We start from the raw sequence: 17,847 nt of genomic DNA on the forward strand, positions 1-17,847 counted from the left end.
TTATTACAACGCCCGAAGACCGCACTCAGCCCTGGGCTACAAGTCTCCAGCATCCCGACTTGCCTTGAACAACCTATTGCAAATCAACACCTAGGCATGCACCCTTCTATGGCACCGCCGCCGGCGCGGCAGCCGCCATTCAGCGTTGGCGTCTGCGTATGCGCTGGGCGCCTACCATCGCCAGCAACAGGCCCATTCCGGCCAGCGTCCATTGGCTCAAGGTGGGCACCCGTTGGGCCTCGGCCGTGTAGATGGGATGGTCGTCATTGCGAACGGCCACTTCGGCTGCCGAAGGTGTGCCCAGCAGATAGTCATCGGTGGCAGCCGGTGGGGCCAAGGCAATGGCCGCCGTGACATCGCCATCGTCGACGATGTTGTTGGGGGTGGCCGTGATGCTGCAGGTCGCGCTAGTCTGCCCGGCATTCACCACGATGGCACTGCCGCAGCTGCTGCTATAGCGCGGGTGGGCTGCGGGTGGCGTCAGGGTGATCGCCATGCCCCCGGCAGGTGCGGGCTGGTCCAGGGTGATGGTGCAGGTGGCGACATTGCCCGCTGCATCGACCAGTGCATCGGGCGTGCACACCAGGGTAGCGGTCCACTTTGGCAAGCAGGCGGCTGCATCGCCGCTGGTGGCGCCTGCCGTGCTTTGGCTGGCGCCCACCGTGCCGGCTGGGATGGTCATGATGCGCGTGCCCAGGCCGTAGAAAGCCATCTTGTCCGTGGCATTGGGCAGGCGGGCCGCTGCACCATAAGGGGCATTGAAGGGTGCAGGCGCCACCGCTACCAGGGTCTCGACAGCACCCGAGGACAGGTTGAAGCGGTAGCTGACGGAGGTTCCGGAGAACAGGCCGCCCGTGGTTGCAATGCCGTAAGCCCATTGCCCGCTGGCATCGATGGCAAAGTCGCCCGACTGCGCGCCGGGAATATTGCTGGCCAGGTTCAAGGTACCCACATAGAGCGGCGGGGTCTGCGTCACATCTATCTTGAAGACCCGGTTGAGCAGTCCCCCGGTTTGGAAGTTGGCCAAATACAGGATGCCGGTGACCGGGTCGATATCGGCGGCGTTGAAGTTGGGGCCCAGGCGCAGGTCGACCGCACCGCTGACCAAGCTGCTCGCATCGGTGGGGTCGGTCTGGTAAGTCCCCAGCCCGCTCACGATGCCCAGGTTGTCCACGCCATCGCGGCCATAGCGCAGCATCTCGTAGTAGCGGGTGTGGCTGCGCCAGCCGCCCCCGGCAGCGCTGCTCCAGCCTGCAGCCGGGCTGGTATCCCAGCTGTTGTCACCATCCACAGCGCGCATGCTGTAGAGGTAGCCATCCTTGCCCATGCCGCCTGCCACAGAGGCACCTGCGGGCAGCGGTGGGTTGGGTGGCGTCGGCGATATTTCGCGGGGCGAAACGGTGGGCGCTGCAGCGCCGCTCCAGATTTGTGAAATCGCCACGCTGCCTGTAGCCGGCACCGTTGCCAAATCCAGCACGGCCGTTGGGGGCCTGCCTGTGGAGGCGGGGCCGGTGTAGCGCGTCAGATAAAAAGATTGTTCGCTTGCAGCGCAACGTGGAAGCGGGGCTCCCGCTGCAGCCATGGCCGCCGGGACCAGCGCAGCGCCAGCGGTGATCAGCACCCCCATGCGGACCAGTGTCGTATTTCTAATAAAGGACATACAGGGTCTCCTTATTTCAAAGAATTACATCGTAGCTAGCCTTGAAATAAATGCCGGAAAGGCATTGTTAATGAATTTATAACTACACATTAGGTTTATTTTTTTTAGATATTTAATTATGGGCGTAAAGTGCTGATGGTGCAAATGTAAAAAAAATCCGTGCATATAGAGATGGATGATATTACGGGGTTTGTTGCTATGTTTTCAATAGCTTTATTTTGTAAAAGGCAATCTATTATTATTAATTGATTGATACGCGCTATCTGATTAATTCACAATTGTTTTTGTTGAGGGAGATAAATCCGCGCAAGAGAGGCTGGTGCCGCCTCCGCCTTGCCGAGGTGTGGTGCTCCGCTTCCGCCGCGAGGGAGGCTCTGCAAAACCTTCGCCAAGTGGGATGGACGCGGATCGGGATGAGGCGCAAGGCGTCTTTTGCAGTCGAGCTGTAGCTATTGACAAGGAAGACAACGCAGCTGATCGCCCGAGACCGCGTTCAGCCCATGGCAGGGAGTTTTGCAGAGGTTCCCTAGGTGATGATGCAGTCGGGGGCGTTCCAGTGGTGGGTGCCAGGGCGGCGGTGCTGGCTTGCCCGGGCCTGCAGACGCTGGGTGGGTCGGGGCAGTGGGAGGGCGGCGCCACGGTGGGTAGCAGAAATGCCATAGGCTGGCTATCTGCGCGGGATGGGCCGGGTTGGAGGGCCTTGGTGAAGGCCCCGGCCGCAGCGCTGAATGGGGGCGCAGGGCAGGCTGGCCCTGGCCTGCTCCCAATGCTCCGGCCGGCCCGTTCCCGCCTGCCTTTTTAGGCGCGCGCCCAAAAGCTATCCGGAAAGGCCACTGCGCTCAGGATTTGACCAAGGGGCACTTGCCTTCGGACAGCGGCCGGAAGGCCTGTTCGCCCGGAATGGTGGCAATGATCTTGTAGTAGTCCCAGGGCGCCTTGGATTCCTCGGGCTTTTTGACCTGGACCAGGTACATGTCATGCACCATGCGGCCGTCCTCGCGGATCTTGCCGTCGTCGGCAAAAAAGTCCTTGATGGGCATTTTCTTCATCGCGGTCATCACGGCAGCGGTCTCGTCGGTGCCAGCGGCTTCGACCGCCTTGAGGTAGTGCATCACTGCCGAATAGGTGCCGGCCTGCGCCATCGTCGGCATCTTGTTCATGACCTTGAAGTATTTTTGCGACCAGGCGCGGCTGTCGGGCGTGCGGTCCCAGTAGAACGCGGTGGTAGCGTACATGCCCTGCGCCGTCTTCAGGCCCAGCGCATGCACATCCGAGATGAACATCAGCGCTGCGGCCACCTTTTGCTTGTCGGTAATGCCAAACTGCCGTGCACTCTTGATGGAGTTGATGGTGTCGTTCACGCCATTGGCCAGCGCAATCACATCGGCCTTGGAGGCCTGGGCCGTCAGCATGTATGACGAAAAATCCGGCGCATTGAGCGGGTGCTTGACCGAGCCGATCACCTTGCCGCCGTTCTTGTCGACGGCCGCCGTGATGTCGCTCGACAGTGCCTGGCCAAAGGCATAGTCCACCGCCACGATGTACCAGCTCTTGCCGCCGCCCTCGGTCACTGCCTTGACGGTACTGTTGGCCGTGGCATAGGTGTCATAGGTGTAGTGCACGATGTTGGCCGCGCAGTTCTCGCCGGTGATGGAGCTGGAGCCCGCCTCGGTGTTGATCAGCACCTTGTTCTTTTCCTTGGCCACGGTGGCCACCGCGTTGTGCACGGCGGTGTTGCCCAGTCCGATGACCATGTCCACGTTCTCGCGGTCAAACCATTCGCGCGCGCGGGTGGCGCCAATGTCGGCCTTGTTCTGGTGGTCCACCGACAGCAGCTCGATCGGCTTGCCCAGCACCTTGCCGCCAAAATCTTTGATCGCCATCGTGGCTGCAGCCACCGTGCCTTTGCCGCCAATATCGGCATAGGCGCTGGAGGTGTCGCTGATCACCCCGATTCGCACGGCGTTATCGGATACGCCCTGCGCCCATGCGCCAGACGCCAGGCCAACAGAGGCAAGCAGGGTGGTCAAACAAGTGGTTCTGAACTTCATGGAAATGGTCTCCTGGTATTTTTATCGTTGGCCACGGTCTGGCGGGTTTGCCCATTGCTGAAAGGTGCAGGGCAAGGGCGGCAGACGGGCGCGGGGTAGCGGTTTGCACAAGGGGCTGTGGCCGGTGGCCAAAGCCCGGTGGGGGCAGGGCGGCGTGTCAGGTCATGCGGCGCTCCTTGGCTGGTGGCCGGGCAGCTTCGGGGGAGGGTGTCTGGCCTTGCAGCTCGGCCAGGATCATGGCCTTGAGCTTGAACTTCTCGATCTTCTGCGTCAGCGTGCGCGGGAACTGTTCCACCACGCGGATATGGCGCGGCCGCATGAACTTGGGCATCTTGCTGTCGCACCAGGCCTGCAGCGCCTGGCGGTCGATCACCTGCTGCTCGCGGGCCACCACATAGACGACGACATCGTCCTCGTCGCCTTCATGGGCGGGGATGGCGAAGGCAGCCGTCATCTCCACCGCTGGGTACTGGTTGAGCATGTCCTCGATATGGAAGGACGAGATGTTCTCGCCCCGCACGCGGATGCGGTCGCCCATGCGGTCGACAAAGCTCAGGCTGCCATTGGCATGGCGCAGCGCCGAGTCACCCGTGTGGAACCACAGGTTGCGAAAGGCCTTGGCGGTCGCCTGCGGCTTGCCCAGGTATTCCACCAGCAGGTAATAGGGCAGCTTGGAGCGGAAGGCCAGCTGCCCGGCCACGCCCACCGCGCATTCGCCATCGCGCTCGTCCAGCACGGCGGCTTCCACAAACAGGCAGGGGTGGCCCAGGTAGCCCTTGCCCACCTGGCCGGCTTGCGCGGGCGCTAGCAGCTCCACACCTAGCGCTGCCGCCTGCGCGCGGATGGCCTCACGCGTCTGCCCGCGCCGGTAGGCGGGCGGGGATTCGCAGCTGGCGTCCGTCTCTTCAATGATGGTGAAGCAGGACATGCCCGACTCGGTCTGGCCAAAGCCGGCCGTCACAAAGTCAAAACCAAAGCGGCGAGCAATCTCCCCATGGCGCTCGGGCAGCGGCTGCATGTAGACCTTGTTGAGGCTGTTGTGGCGGTCGGTAGCGGCCGGCGCTGCCTTGGCCAGCCAGGAGATCATCGTGTCCACCAGCACCGCGCTGGTAGCACCGCTCAGCGCAATGCGGCGCCAAAAATCATTGGGGCTAAAGCGGTCCCAGCAGGCCAGGCCACTGCCGGCCCATACCGCCCGCACCACGTTGAACACCGCGCCGCCCACGTGGTACATCGGCAAGTCGTTGTAGACCACGTCATGGCCATTGAGCATCTGGCGGAACAAATAGGTGTACTGGTTCATCCAGCGGTGGCTTTGCACCACGCCTTTGGATGGCCCGGTCGTGCCCGAGGTGTAGATGATGTTGCACAGGTCGTCATAGGCCAGCGCCACATCCGGCTTGGGTGCCGGTTGCAGCAGCGCAGCCCAGTCCCGCTCTGCGTGCGGACCGCTGTAGGCCACGCCATCGGCCACTGCATCATGGCTGCCCGCGGGCGGGTCGTAGACCACGACATGGGCCAAGGGCGCCACCTGGCCCAGCTGCTCGCTGATCGCATTGAGGGCCGGCACCAGCGCACGCTCGGCCAGCAGCATCACCGGCTGGGTGTCGCCGACCTGGTAGGCCAGCAGGCGCTCGGTCAGGCCAAAATTGATAGGCGCAAAGATGGCACCGGCCTTCCAGATGCCAAACATCGCCAGCGCGCTGATGAGCTGGTTGCGCATAAACACCGACACCGGCATGCCCCGGCCGATACCGGCTGCGGCCAGGTTGCCGGCGATGGCATCGGTGATGCGGTCGAATTCGGCATAGCTCAGCCGCACATCGTCTTCGCCATACAGGTAGAAGAGCTGGTCGCCCTTAGTGCGCGCCCAGTGCGCCAGGCGCTCGGTCACCAGCTCGCCATCGCGCTGCAGCAGCTCCAAAAGCGCCTGGTTATCCAGCGCTGCAACCGCGTGCTCTTGCGCGTTCATGCGGCACTCGCTTTCTGCGGCTCCTTCAGCAGGCGCCGCAGCACCTTGCCGGTGCCCGTGGTGGGCAGCGCATCGCGAAACTCAATCTCCCGGGGCGCTTTGTAGACCGACATCTGCTCGCGGCACCAGTCGATCAGCTGCTGCGCGCTCACCGCCGGCGCGCCCTTGCGGGCAATGACCACCGCCTTGACCGCCTGGCCCTTGTGCGGGTCCTCAATGCCGATCACCGCCACCTGCGCGACCGACGGGTGCTTGATCATGATGGACTCGACCTCCTCGGGGAAGACGCTGTAGCCCGAGACCTTGATCATCTCCTTGAAGCGGCCGGCAAAGGTCAGGTAGCCATCGGCGTCGATCTTGGCCATGTCGCCGGTGTACACCCAGCCGTCCTTCAAGGTGCTGGCCGTCGCCTCGGGCTTGTTCCAGTAGCCCTTGAAGTTGCCCGGGCTGCGCAAAACCAGCTCGCCCACTTGGCCAGCCGGCAGGTCCTGGCCCGTATCCGCATCGATCACGCGGCATTCCACCCCTTGGATGGGAATGCCGTGTGCGCCCCATTTGATGGCATCGATCGGCATCGAGGTGTCCCAGGTGTGGGTCTCGGACATGCCATAGGTCACCTCGAACAGCTGGCAGTTGGGCGCAAAGCCGCGCCACTGCTCGGCCAGCGCCTGGTTGATGGTGATGCCAAAGCTGGTGCTGGGGTTCATGCGCAGGGCGCCCAGGTCATAGCTGCGTGCGTCTTCCACCTGCATCACCGCCGCGTTCATGCTGGCCACGCTGTACCACCAGGTCACCCGGTAGCGCGCCAGCGCCTGCAGCACCTGCACAGGGTCAAAGCGGTACAGCAGCACGCAGCTGATGCCCGTGTAGAGCGTGACATTGAGGCCGATCAGCATGCCCGCAATGTGGTTCAGCGGAGCGACCGCCAGCATGGTGTCGTCATCGCGGATGGGGTTGTTGTCTGCCGCCGCATGGGCCTTGAACAGCGCATTGCGGTAGCTCAGCATCGCGCCCTTGGGCAGGCCGGTGGTCCCCGAGGTATAGGTCATCAGCGCCACATCGTCCATGTCCAGCGGGCCCACATCGGGCGCTGGCTGCGGCGTGCGCAGGCAGTCCAAAAAGTCGGTGGTGCCTTCGATATGGCGCTTGGGTGTGTCGATTTCTGCGGGCAGGTCGATCGTCGGCTGGGCCGGCAGCAGATCGGCGTAGTGGGTGAGGAACACATGTTCAATCGCCGTCTTGGGTCGCGCCGCCTGCACGATCTCGTAGAGCACATCGGCGGCCACAATCACCTTGGCGCCCAGGTCGGAGAGCTGGTATTCCAGCTCATGGCCCTTGAACAGCGGGCTGCAGGGCCCCACCACCGCGCCCAGCTTCTGGATGCCGATATGCGCAATCACATACTGAGGGCAGTTCTGCATGAACAGCGCAACCCGGTCCCCCTTGACCACGCCGCGCTGCTGCAGCTGGTGAGCGAAGGTATCGCTCATCTGGTCCAGCTGGGCGTAGCTGATGGCAGTGCCGTACCAGATAAAGGCGGGCTTGTCGGGCTGGGTGCGCGCATGCTGGCGCAGGTATTCATGCAAAGGCTTTTCTTGTTGCCGGTAAGCGATGGGGGTCATGTTGTCTCCTACGGTCCTGGTGTTTTTTGGGGATCTCGGTCGCAGTCTTGAGGTGGATGCCTACCAGGGCGATACGCCCGATGCCGCCCGCCCCGGGCTGGCCGCTGGCAGGCTGGCCAGCATGCTGGCCAGCCAGTCGCGGGTCTGCGCCGGGTCGATCACATCGTCGATCTCGTTGTAGCTGGCCACATTCAGCGCCTTGCCCTGGGCATAGATCTCATCGGTCTTGGCCTGGAAGTAGGCGGCCTTCTCGCCCGGGTCCTCCAGCGCTTCCAGCTCGCGCCGGTAGGCCAGGCGCACCGAGCCTTCGATGCCCATGGGCCCTAGCTCGCCGGTGGGCCAGGCGACCGTGGCCACCGGCACAAACAGGTTGCCGCCCAGCATGGCCTGCGCGCCCAGGCCATAGGCCTTGCGCAGCACAATCGCCAGCACGGGCACCTTGATGTGGCTGGCCGTCACAAAGATGCGGGCAAAGTGCCGCACGGCCGCAGCCTTCTCGCTCTCGGGCCCCACCATAAAGCCTGGCGTATCGCACAGCGATACCACCGGCAGGCCGTAGTTGTCGCACAGCTCCAAAAAGCGCGATATCTTGTCGGCGCTGTTGGCATCGAGCGCGCCGCCCAGGTGGCTGCCGTCGTTGGCCAGCACACCCACGGCCTGGCCTTGCAGCCGGGCAAAGCCGGTGACGACGCTGCGGCCAAAGTGCTCGCGCAGCTCCAGAAAGCTGCCGCTGTCAAACAAGGTCCGCACCACCGCGCGGATGTCGTAGCCCTTGACCCGGTTCTCGGGCACCAGCGCGCGCAGCTGGCGCTGGTCGGCATGTTCGCCGGGCGGCAGCTTGCCTTGCACAAAGCCCAGGTAGGTCTGGGCCAGGGCCACGGCCTCGGTCTCGTCGCGGGCCAGCAGGTCAATCACGCCATTGCGGGTTTGCACGCTCACCGGGCCGACGTCGTCAGCCGCCACCACGCCCAGGCCGCCGCCTTCGATCATTGCCGGCCCGGCCATGCCGATGCTGGCATCCTGCGTGGCGATGATCACATCGCAGCAGCCCAGCAAGGCGGCATTGCCGGCAAAGCAGCGGCCCGAGACGACGCCGATGGTGGGCACCTTGCCCGACAGCCGTGCCATGTGCGTGAAGGTGGTGAACTCCAGCCCCGACACGCCCACATAGTCGGTATCGCCCGGCCGCCCGCCGCCGCCTTCGGCAAACAACACAAAGGGCAGGCCCAGGCGTTCGCTGGTGTGCACGATCCGGTCCATCTTGCGGTGGGCCATAAAGCCCTGCGTGCCGGCAAACACCGTGTAGTCATAGGCCATCACTGCGCATCGCGCATGCTCGGCCCCAAACAGCTGGCCGTTGATGCGGCCCAGGCCGGTGATGGTGCCATCCGCTGGGCTGACGCGAATCAGCTCCTCCTCGCTGCGGCGGCCGCGTTGCATGGCCAGGGTCAGGCCGCCGTATTCCACAAAGCTGCCAGCATCGAGCAACTGGTCCAGGTTCTCGCGCGCGGTGTTCTTACTGTGGCGCCGGCGCTTGGCCACGGCTTCGGGGCGGGCGGCATCCAGCAGCCCTTGCTGGCGCTGCAGCACCTTGGACAGGTCAGGGCGGATGGCATCCAGGTCGGCCTGTTGCAGCTCGCTGGCCAGCCCATCGGCTGATGCATCGGGCAGCACCCAGCCCAGCAAAGTGCCTGCCGCTACCACCTCGCCCAGCAGCGCCGTGCGGGCCACAAAGCGGCCCCCCAGGGCCAGGTCCACGCTGTGCTCCAGCTTCATGGCCTCCAGCACCGCCACCGAGGCACCCTTGGCCTGCACGGTATCGGCATCGCTCTCCAGCGCAATCAGCCGCCCGCGCATGGCAGCGCGTACTGCATGGGCGCCTTCGGGCAGCGCGGGCTCGTCGTTGGTGCGGGTCGGCGTGGCGTTCTGGCCGGTGGCTTGCGGATCAGGCTGGCGCTGCGCGGCCAGGGCCGCCGCTGCTGCATGCAGGGCCGGGCCTTGGCGCTCCACATAGGTGGTGTCGATCTGGCCGTGCAGCACCTGCGCATCGCGCAGCAGTGCGCGCAGGTAGTCCAGGTTGGTCTCCACCCCGCTGATATGGAACTCGGCCAGCGCGCGGTCGGCCTTGGCGCAGAGCACCGCGAACTGGTTGGGGCCGCTGACGATCACCTTGGCGAGCAGGGAGTCGTAGTTGCCCGAGGTCTCGTAGCCGGTATAGCCAAAGCTGTCCACGCGCACGCCCGGGCCGGTGGGCGGCTCAAAGCGCGCTAGGGTGCCGCCGGTGGGCAGGGCCTGGGCATCGGGCTGCATGCTTTCCATGTTCACGCGCGCCTGCAGCGCAAACTGGCGGGGCAGCGGCAGTGCCTGGGCCAGGCCCAGGTCTTGCAGGCTGGCGCCATCGGCCAGCGCAAACTGCAGTGCCACCAGGTCCAGCCCGGTGATGGCCTCGGTGATGGTGTGCTCCACCTGCAGGCGCGGGTTGCATTCGATAAAGATGTACTGGCCGCTGCGGCTGTCCACCAAAAACTCCACGGTGCCCAGGCCTTGGTAGTGCAGCGCTGCACCCAGCCGGCAGGCGTGTTGCAGCAGTTGCGCGCGCAGCGCTTCGTTGATGAAGGGGCTGGGTGCAATCTCCAGCAGCTTTTGGTGGCGGCGCTGCAGGGTGCAGTCGCGCTCAAACAGGTGTTGCACGGCGCCGCTGCCGTCGCCCACGATCTGCACCTCGATATGGCGCGCGCCGCTGATGAGCTGCTCCACATACAGATCACCCCGGCCAAAGGCGCCCAGGGCTTCGGAGCTGCAGCGCTCAAAGGCTGCGGCCAGGTCCGCCGGGGCCATCACCGCACGCATGCCCCTCCCGCCGCCGCCCGCCAAGGCCTTGAGCATTACCGGCCCACCGACCTGCTGCATAAAGTGTTGGGCTTGTGCCAGGCTGGTGGCACTGTGCGTGCCCTGGGCCACCGGCACCTGCTCACGCTCGGCCAGCGCGCGCGCCTGGGCCTTGTCGCCAAAGGTCTCCAGCGCCTGGGCCGACGGGCCAATAAAGCGCAGACCGGCTGCCGTGCATGCCTGCGCAAACACCGCGTTCTCGCTCAAAAAGCCATAGCCGGGGTGGACGGCATCGCAGCCTTCCTGGCGGGCGATCTCAATCAGATGCGCGCCATTCAAATAAGCGGCTGCACCCTGGGCGCCCAGCGCGCGCGCATGGTTCGCCGCGCGCCGGTGCAGGCTGGCTGCGTCGTCGCTGGCATAGACCGCAACGCTCTCGATGCCCCGGTCTGCGGCCGTGCGTGCAATGCGCACCGCAATTTCCCCCCGGTTGGCGATCAATACCTTGTGCATGGAACTCCTTTGTCTCTTCAATCGCGGTACGCCGCGCAAGGGGCCCGCAGGCTGCGGGCCCGCGCGCTCAGATGGTCTGGCTGACAAACTTGCTGCTGAGGTAGAAGGCCAGCGCATCGGCGCCGCCTTCGCTGGCGTAGCCCGAATCCTTGACGCCGCCAAACGGCTGCTCGGGGTAGCCCATCGCAATCGAGTTGATGCCCACCAGGCCGCTTTCGATCTCGTTCTTGAACCACTCGCCCCGCGTGGCCGAGCCGGTGAACACATAGGCGGCCAGGCCCCAGGGCAGGCGGTTGGCTTCTTGCAGCGCTTGCGCATCGCTGTCAAAGCGCGCAAACGCGGCAATCGGGCCAAAGGGCTCTTCGTTGAAGATGCGCGCATCCTGCGGCACATCGGCCAGCACCGTGGGCGCAAAAAAGTAGCCCTTGCCGTCCGGCGCCTTGCCGCCCGTCACCAGGCGGGCGCCCTTGGCCACGGCGTCGTCCACCAGCGCCTGCATGGCGGCCACGCGGCGCGGGTTGGCCAGTGGGCCCATGCGGGTGGCCTTGTCCAGGCCATTGCCCATCACATAGCCTTCGGCAATGCGCTGAAAGCCAGCGACGGCCTCGTCATACAAAGGCGCCTGCACCAAAAAGCGCGAGGGCGAGATGCAGGCCTGGCCGGCGTTCCAGAACTTCTGCACGCCCAAGAGCTTCAGGCTGCGCGCCAGGTCGGCGTCGTCGCAAATGATGGCCGGCGCATGGCCACCCAGCTCCATCGACACGCGCTTCATCGCCGCGCCCGCTTGCGCGCTCAAGAGCTTGCCCACCGAGGTGGAACCGGTGAACGAGATCTTGCGCACCACCGGCGAGGCAATCAGGTGCTCGGAGATATCCGCCGGCACGCCATAGACCAGGCCCAGCACGCCCGCGGGCAGGCCGGCCTGCTCCAGCACCTGGATGAAACGGGCGAGGGCGACGGGGGTTTCTTCCGAGCCCTTGACGATGATCGAGCAGCCCGCCGCCAGCGCGGCCGCGATCTTGCGCACGGCCTGGTTGATGGGGAAGTTCCAGGGCGTGAACGCCGCGACCGGGCCCACGGGCTCATGCTGCACATACTGGCGCAGCTCGGGCGAGCGCGGCGGGATCATGCTGCCGTAGCAGCGGCGCGCCTCTTCGGCAAACCATTCCAGCACCTCGCTGGCGCCTGACAGCTCGATGCGCGCCTCGGTCAGGCGCTTGCCTTGCTCATGCACCAGCATCAGCGCCATTGCTTCGGCATGCTCGCGCACCAGCGCGGCGGCCTTGCGCAGATAGGTGGAGCGCTCCATCGCCGAGGTTTTGCGCCAGGCGGCAAAGCCGGTTTGGGCGGCGGCCAGTGCGGCATCCAGATCGGCGCGGCTGGCCTTGGCGACGCGGCCAATCAGGCTCTCGTCGGCGGGGTTGACGATGTCCAGCCATTGCTGGCTGCTGCTGTCGCGCCACTGGCCGTCGATCAGCAATTGGACTTGGTAGTTCATGCGGTGCTCCTTGTTGTTGTGGGTTCAGCTTTGCAAAATGGCGCGGCCCGTGACCTTGCCGGCACGCAGCTCGTCCAGCACGGCCTGCACATCGCCCAGCGGGCGGCTGCTGAGCGGCAGCGGCGGCAACACCCCTTGCTGGGCCAGTGCCACCAGTTCGCGCAGCTCGGCCAGCGACCCCACATACGAGCCGCCGATGGAGATGGCACGCATGGGGATCAGCGGCAGTTGGATGCTGGCGCTGCCGCCAAACAGGCCCACGATGAGAATCTTGCCGCCCTTGCCGACAACGGCATTGGCAAACTCGAAGGTGCGTGTGGAGCCGACAAAATCGAGCACAGCCGACACGCCTTCGGCGCTGGAGCGCGCCAGGGTCTTGGCGGCATCGGCTTCTGCCGGGTCCACCACGCGGCTGGCGCCGGCATCTAGCGCGGCCTGGCGCTTGGCCGGGTCGATGTCGACGACGATGGGCCCCAGGCCATGCAGGGCCTTGGCCAGTGCCACGGCAGCCAGGCCCACGCCGCCCGCGCCGATGATGACCAGCGGTGCGTTCTCAGTCGCAGGCGCCACTTTTTTGAGGGCGGAGTAGGCCGTCAGCCCCGAGCAGGCCAAGGTGGCGGCAAAGGCGGCATCGATGCCGGTGTGGTCGATCAGGTAGCGCGAATGGGGCACGCGCACATGGGTGCTAAAGCCGCCATCGCGTGTGGTGCCCAGGCTCTCGGGGCGGGCACACATATGCTCGTCGCCCCGGACGCACAGCGCGCACTGGCCGCAGCCAATCCAGGGGAAGACGATCACCGAGCGGCCCAGCGCGCCTTCGGCATCGGGCCCGTTGGCAGCAACGGTGCCGACGATCTCATGGCCCAGGGTGCGTGGCGGCTTGAGCACTTTTTCCAGCCCGAAGTGGCGGCCATCGCCCAGGTCAAAAAAGCCCTCGGCCATGTGCAGATCGCTGTGGCAGACGCCGCAGGCGCTGATGCGTACCAGCACTTCGCTGCCTTGCGGCGCGGCTATGGCGCGGCGCGCCAGTTGCAGCGGTTGGCCAAAATCGACGACCTGGTAACTCAGCTGTTCGCCAGCGGTGGCGGTTGCGTTCGACATGCGCTTGTCTCCTGTATCAAAGGGCTCAGGTGCTGCTGGCGCGGCGCCGAAGCGCTTGCATCAAAACCGCCAGCCAGCAGTGGAAAACCCCAAAGATACTGATCAGTATCGTTTGGTACCATTGGGGATTTCACGCATGCCCTATGTCTGCATCCGCTGCAAAACGCATCGCCTTTCCACTATGCTGGGGCCCATGCGCTTTGCAAGCCGGCGTCTGTGGCGCGAGTCACCACGGCAGCCCCCGCGCCCACCAGGAGAAATTCAGCAGTGCAGCTTCAACCCACCGACACCAGCGCAGCCGATGCCAAAAACCAGATCCAGGAATACAAGGACACCTTGATCATCAATGCCGCTGCCGAGCTGTTTTACAAGCGCGGCTTTAAGAGCGCGACGCTCGACGACATAGCCGCATCCATCGGCGTGACCAAGCCCTTTATCTACAAGCGCTTCAAGTCCAAGCATGAGCTGCTGGAGCGCCTGTTTGACAAGGTGTTCTCCGGCCTTTACGAAGCGGTGAGCCAGTGCGAGCAATTGGAGGACAAGGACCCGGTGCGGCGCTTCGAATTTTTTATCGACACCTATACGCGCAGAAAGATCGAGCTGAGCACGTTCTCTGCCATCCTGCTGGAAGAGGAAAAAAGCCTGAGCCCGGAGAAAATCAGCGACATCCGCAGCAAGTACCATGGCTTTGATGCGCTGGTGACGCGGCTCATCGTCAATGGCGTAGAGGCTGGCGTTTTTGACGTCAGCAATCCCAAGGTAACGGCCTTTGCGATCAGCGGCATGGTGCAGTGGACGCACCGCTGGTACCAGCCCAACGGCAAGCTGTCCATCGAGGCGCTGTGCCAGGAGATGACGCAAATGGCGTTGCGCCTGGTGGGCTGGACGGGGCAGTACGTGCTGCCCGAGCCGCCTGCGCCGCAGCGCTGATCTGCCGCATGCATTGGGCGCGGTGGCCCGCCGCGAATGTCCTGCGTAAAGACAGTATTTACAATTGAATATAATTGAGATTCATTCTCAACTATAAGCTTTTGCACCAGGGCGCGGACATCGCATGGCATCTCCCGGATACTCCGCTTCGCCCATCGAAGCGCTCTACAAAAACCACCACGCCTGGCTGCAATCCTGGCTGCGGCGCCGCCTGGGCAATGCAGGCGATGCCGCCGACCTGGCCCATGACACCTTTATCCGGCTGATGCTGTCGCCCCGCCATGTGGGCGTAGCCGATGAGCCGCGTGCCTTTTTGACCCATGTGGCCAAGGGCCTGGTGGTCGATCTGTGGCGCAGGCGCGAGATCGAGCGGGCCTACTTGGAGACGCTCGGGAACTTGCCACAGTCGCATGCACCATCGCCCGAGACGCAGATGCTGGTGATCGAGGCCTTGGTGCAGATCGACCGCCTGCTCGCCAGCCTGCCGCCCCAGACGCGCACCGTCTTTTTGCTGGCGCAGCTCGATGGCCTGACTTTGCAGCAGATATCGGAGCAGGTGGCCATGCCGGTGATCACCGTGCGCCGCCATATCCACAAGGCCTTGCTCATGTGCCTGGAGGCTGCTTGATGGCAGGCGTTGCATCCCCAAATAGCTTGCTGAGCGAGGCGGCGGACTGGCTGATTGTGCTGCGCTACGAGACGCCCACTGCCAAGGAGCAGGCGAGTTTTGAGCAATGGCGCAGCCAGAGCCCCGCGCATGAGGCGGCCTGGCACAAGGCAGAAGCCATGATGGGTGTGTTTGCCCAAGTGCCACCCGACGTTTGCCAGCAGACCCTGGGCGCCGTGCAGCGGCCCGACCGCCGCAAAAGCCTGGCCTGGCTCGGTGGCTTGCTGGTGGCGGCCCCGGCCGGCGGGCTGGCCTGGCGGGAGCTGTCCTGGCGTGATTGGATGGCCGACCAGGCCACCGCCGTGGGGCAATCGCGCTCGATACTGCTGCCCGATGGTTCCACCTTGACGCTCAACACCGCCAGCGCGGTGGCTATCCATTTCAACCCGCAAGAGCGCCGGGTACGGCTGCTGGGTGGCGAGATCTTGTTGACCACCCATACCGACCCATCGCCCAGCTACCGCCCCTTTGTCGTGGAGACGCGCCAGGGCAGCGTGCAGGCGCTGGGCACACGTTTTAGCGTGCGCCGTGTGGATGCCGACACCAGCCGCGTAGCGGTATTCATCCACTCCGTCGCCATTACTAACCGGCAAGGCGCGACGCAGCTGCTGCAAGAAGGGCACACCGCTGATTTCAGCACCAGCCATATCGGCCCGCAAACCGATGTGCAAGCCAGCGCCGCGCTGTGGGAGCAGGGCATGCTGCTGGCCAAGAATATGCCGTTGGCAGACGTTGTCGCCGAGATCGCCCGTTATCGTGCGGGCCCGCTGCAGTGTGATCCTGCGGTTGCCCAGCTGCGGCTATCGGGGGCCTTGTCGCTCAAGGACACGGATGCTAGCCTGGCGCTGCTGGCGCAGTCGTTGCCGGTGCGGATTGAGCGGTTAGCGCATGGGCAGGTGAGGGTGGTGGGGCGATAAACGGGGTGCTGGGTTCGCCATCCATGGCTTTGAATCGAAGCGCTAACCAGCGCCGCCAAACTTCGGTCTCGCTTATCTGCAACCGGCGTTTTATGCTGGTCTTGTGTGCTTGCCAAAGCATCAGCGCTGTTTGATTGGATCCTGAATCACCGGATTTTGCAGCGGCTCATAACCATTGCCTTTACCGCTGAGCCAGCTCAGCTCGGTTCTCCCCGCTTGCCTTAAATAGGCCTGTGCTTCCAAAAAAAGTGGTGCGCATAAATCTTTGGCTGTCAATGGCCGTGATCGACCGGCTTTTTCTGCATTGAGAAAGTGCGCCCCGTGGGGCTCATCGGTATAGCTGCGCGCAAAAAAACTTTCTTCGCCTTCAGAGAATTGGTAGATGTGATACTCATAATGGTATTCATGGAATCCAGCCTCGTCCGGTTCGCTGGCATCCAGGTGATAAGTACAAATGACGTGCATCTGAAAATGATTCAATCCAGGGAGATAAAGTGGCAAACAAGAAGCGCATTCCGAAGCTGGCATCCATTCTCGCAGTATCTGTACTAGGTCTGTCCCTATCTCCCAGCTGGGCAGCACGCAGTTTTACGCCACAGGCCGGCACCTGGGTCATCAGCGATGAAGTAGACGGCAAACCAGGCCGAGGTTTTGCCATCGATGTGCAGGGCAATACTTTCTTTATGCAGGTATTTGGCTACGAGAAAAATGGCGATGCCACCTTCTACGCTGCATCGGGCCAGATGGAAGGCGACACCGTCACCGCCCCGCTGCTGCGCTACCAAGGAGGCCGCAGTTTTGGCAGCGAGCCACGCGATGCGCAAGAAGACAAAAGCATTGGCGATGTGACGCTCAGCTTTCGCAATGGCTTGCAGGGAACAATACAGCTGCCTGGCGAGCCAGCAAAGGACATAGAGCGCTTTATTTTTACCTCGCCAGATGCCGCCTATTACCAGACTGAGCAGTGGAAGAATGCAACGCGCTCTAGCCGGTGGCTTGCGCTGAATGCGCAAGGAGAAGTCGTGAATGCCTGGTTTGCCAGTCTTAAATCAAGTGCAACCGAACCCACGCGCTTGCAGCTGTACCGTGAAAACGGGTCTGAGATGCTGGAGTGCAATCGTTCAGTCCCAAGCGATATTTTCCGCTGTGTTGCGGCAGGGGTGACAGACCCTGCGATAGCACCAGAGGTCAAAGAGGTGAAGTTTCGCCTGGTGGGCGCGCAGGTGGCTGGCATTGTCAGTCTGCATGCCGAAGGCGCTGCCCCCCTGCAGTTGCTGGGTTTCAATACCCGCGTAGATTTTCCGTACCGCGGGGTGACCTTCACCGGTTGCTGTTCGAATGGGCTGGAGTCGTATTTGCCAGGGGCATTTGGCTATGCGCACAGGCCGAATTATCTGCCCAGCAATGGCACATGGGTAATCGTGGATGAATTGACGGGCAAGCCTGGGCGAGGGGTGAGTCTGGATGTGCAGGGCGGAAAAATGTTGATGCAGGTCTTTGGCTACCAGGCCAATGGCCAACCTACTTTCTCAATGGGGGTTGGAGATTATGCGGCTGATCCGGAAACGCACGGAACCAGCGGAGCACGTTTCAGCCTGCAGCAGTACCGGGGTGGCCGCAGTGTGGGCGGTGCAGCTGCTAGTGGGCAATGGCTGCGGGACGATGGAGAAGTAGAGATTCGGGTTTCTGGCGCCTCGGGCGTGGGCCTGGCCGAGGCGGTGATGAAGTTCCCGGGAGAGCCCGCCAAACCTATGCGCCGTATTTCCTTGCAACCTTGGCAAACAATAGAGGACAAGCTGTTTGGCGAATGGTATATCCCGCGCTCGTTCAGAGCTGGAGTGCCGGCTACTATCACTCTTAATCGCTTGGATGGCGAGTTAGCCACCACTGAAGATGGCTCGGTGAGATGCAAATTTAACGCGCAGGTATTGCGAGGTGAGTGCCAAAAAAGTGGTTCGACGGATACCGCGTATGTCATGGAGCTGTACGACGAGTTTGTCGTGAGCAACTTTTCAATTCGCTTACGTGATCGCCATGGCAATCTGACCGGACTTGGTCATGTGCCGATGGATTGAGTATGCGCTGCG

Annotated in this window: 12 protein-coding genes; 4 read left to right on the forward strand and 8 right to left on the reverse strand. The window is 63.5% G+C overall.

Annotated features, from left to right (window positions below; all coding sequences use genetic code 11):
* Positions 1 to 139: 139 nt before the first annotated feature.
* The 7 genes from M2375_RS15610 to M2375_RS15640 all read right to left on the reverse strand — a co-directional run bounded on the left by M2375_RS15610 (position 140) and on the right by M2375_RS15640 (position 13,246).
* The gene (locus M2375_RS15610; RefSeq protein WP_259168766.1) at positions 140 to 1,660 is read right to left on the reverse strand and encodes an IPTL-CTERM sorting domain-containing protein; all 1,521 of its coding nucleotides are present in this window, start codon (positions 1,658 to 1,660) and stop codon (positions 140 to 142) included.
* A gap of 839 nt (positions 1,661 to 2,499) precedes the next feature.
* Entirely contained in the window at positions 2,500 to 3,711 is a 1,212-nt protein-coding gene (locus M2375_RS15615; protein ID WP_259168767.1) for an ABC transporter substrate-binding protein, read from the reverse strand.
* A gap of 157 nt (positions 3,712 to 3,868) precedes the next feature.
* Positions 3,869 to 5,683 (reverse strand): class I adenylate-forming enzyme family protein, encoded by a 1,815-nt coding sequence (locus M2375_RS15620; RefSeq protein ID WP_259168768.1) that lies wholly within the window; start codon positions 5,681 to 5,683, stop codon positions 3,869 to 3,871.
* The gene (locus tag M2375_RS15625) at positions 5,680 to 7,305 is read right to left on the reverse strand and encodes an AMP-binding protein (RefSeq protein WP_259168770.1); all 1,626 of its coding nucleotides are present in this window, start codon (positions 7,303 to 7,305) and stop codon (positions 5,680 to 5,682) included. Before M2375_RS15625 ends, M2375_RS15620 begins: the two co-directional genes overlap by 4 nt.
* Before the next feature lie 60 nt (positions 7,306 to 7,365).
* Positions 7,366 to 10,647: a carboxyl transferase domain-containing protein gene (locus M2375_RS15630; RefSeq protein ID WP_259168771.1), complete on the reverse strand. Its 3,282-nt coding sequence runs from the start codon at positions 10,645 to 10,647 to the stop codon at positions 7,366 to 7,368.
* Positions 10,648 to 10,714: 67 nt separating this feature from the next.
* A complete protein-coding gene (locus M2375_RS15635; protein ID WP_259168772.1) occupies positions 10,715 to 12,145 on the reverse strand; it encodes an NAD-dependent succinate-semialdehyde dehydrogenase in 1,431 nt (476 codons plus the stop codon).
* 24 nt (positions 12,146 to 12,169) lie between these two features.
* Complete coding sequence (locus M2375_RS15640) at positions 12,170 to 13,246, reverse strand: alcohol dehydrogenase (protein ID WP_259168774.1); 1,077 nt, start codon at positions 13,244 to 13,246, stop codon at positions 12,170 to 12,172.
* A 267-nt stretch (positions 13,247 to 13,513) separates the two neighbouring features.
* Here M2375_RS15640 and M2375_RS15645 point away from each other — a divergent pair, with 267 nt between their 5' ends.
* From M2375_RS15645 to M2375_RS15655, 3 genes are all read left to right on the forward strand, one after another.
* Positions 13,514 to 14,176, forward strand: coding sequence for a TetR/AcrR family transcriptional regulator (locus M2375_RS15645; RefSeq protein WP_259168775.1), 663 nt, complete (start codon positions 13,514 to 13,516; stop codon positions 14,174 to 14,176).
* A 124-nt stretch (positions 14,177 to 14,300) separates the two neighbouring features.
* Positions 14,301 to 14,804 carry a sigma-70 family RNA polymerase sigma factor gene (locus tag M2375_RS15650; RefSeq protein WP_259168776.1) on the forward strand — a complete coding sequence of 168 codons (504 nt, stop codon included), beginning with the start codon at positions 14,301 to 14,303 and terminating at the stop codon, positions 14,802 to 14,804.
* Positions 14,804 to 15,760, forward strand: a complete 957-nt coding sequence (locus tag M2375_RS15655; protein ID WP_259168777.1) for a FecR domain-containing protein — start codon at positions 14,804 to 14,806, stop codon at positions 15,758 to 15,760. Before M2375_RS15650 ends, M2375_RS15655 begins: the two co-directional genes overlap by 1 nt.
* Positions 15,761 to 15,880: 120 nt before the next feature.
* Here the strand turns inward: M2375_RS15655 and M2375_RS15660 are convergent, their stop codons facing one another.
* Positions 15,881 to 16,225, reverse strand: a complete 345-nt coding sequence (locus M2375_RS15660; RefSeq protein ID WP_259168778.1) for a hypothetical protein — start codon at positions 16,223 to 16,225, stop codon at positions 15,881 to 15,883.
* 29 nt (positions 16,226 to 16,254) lie between these two features.
* Between M2375_RS15660 and M2375_RS15665 the strand changes: the two genes are divergently transcribed.
* Positions 16,255 to 17,835: a hypothetical protein gene (locus tag M2375_RS15665; RefSeq protein WP_259168779.1), complete on the forward strand. Its 1,581-nt coding sequence runs from the start codon at positions 16,255 to 16,257 to the stop codon at positions 17,833 to 17,835.
* Positions 17,836 to 17,847 lie beyond the last annotated feature (12 nt).

Origin of the sequence: Comamonas sp. BIGb0152, assembly GCF_024809975.1 — a bacterium.
Taxonomy (GTDB): domain Bacteria; phylum Pseudomonadota; class Gammaproteobacteria; order Burkholderiales; family Burkholderiaceae_C; genus Comamonas.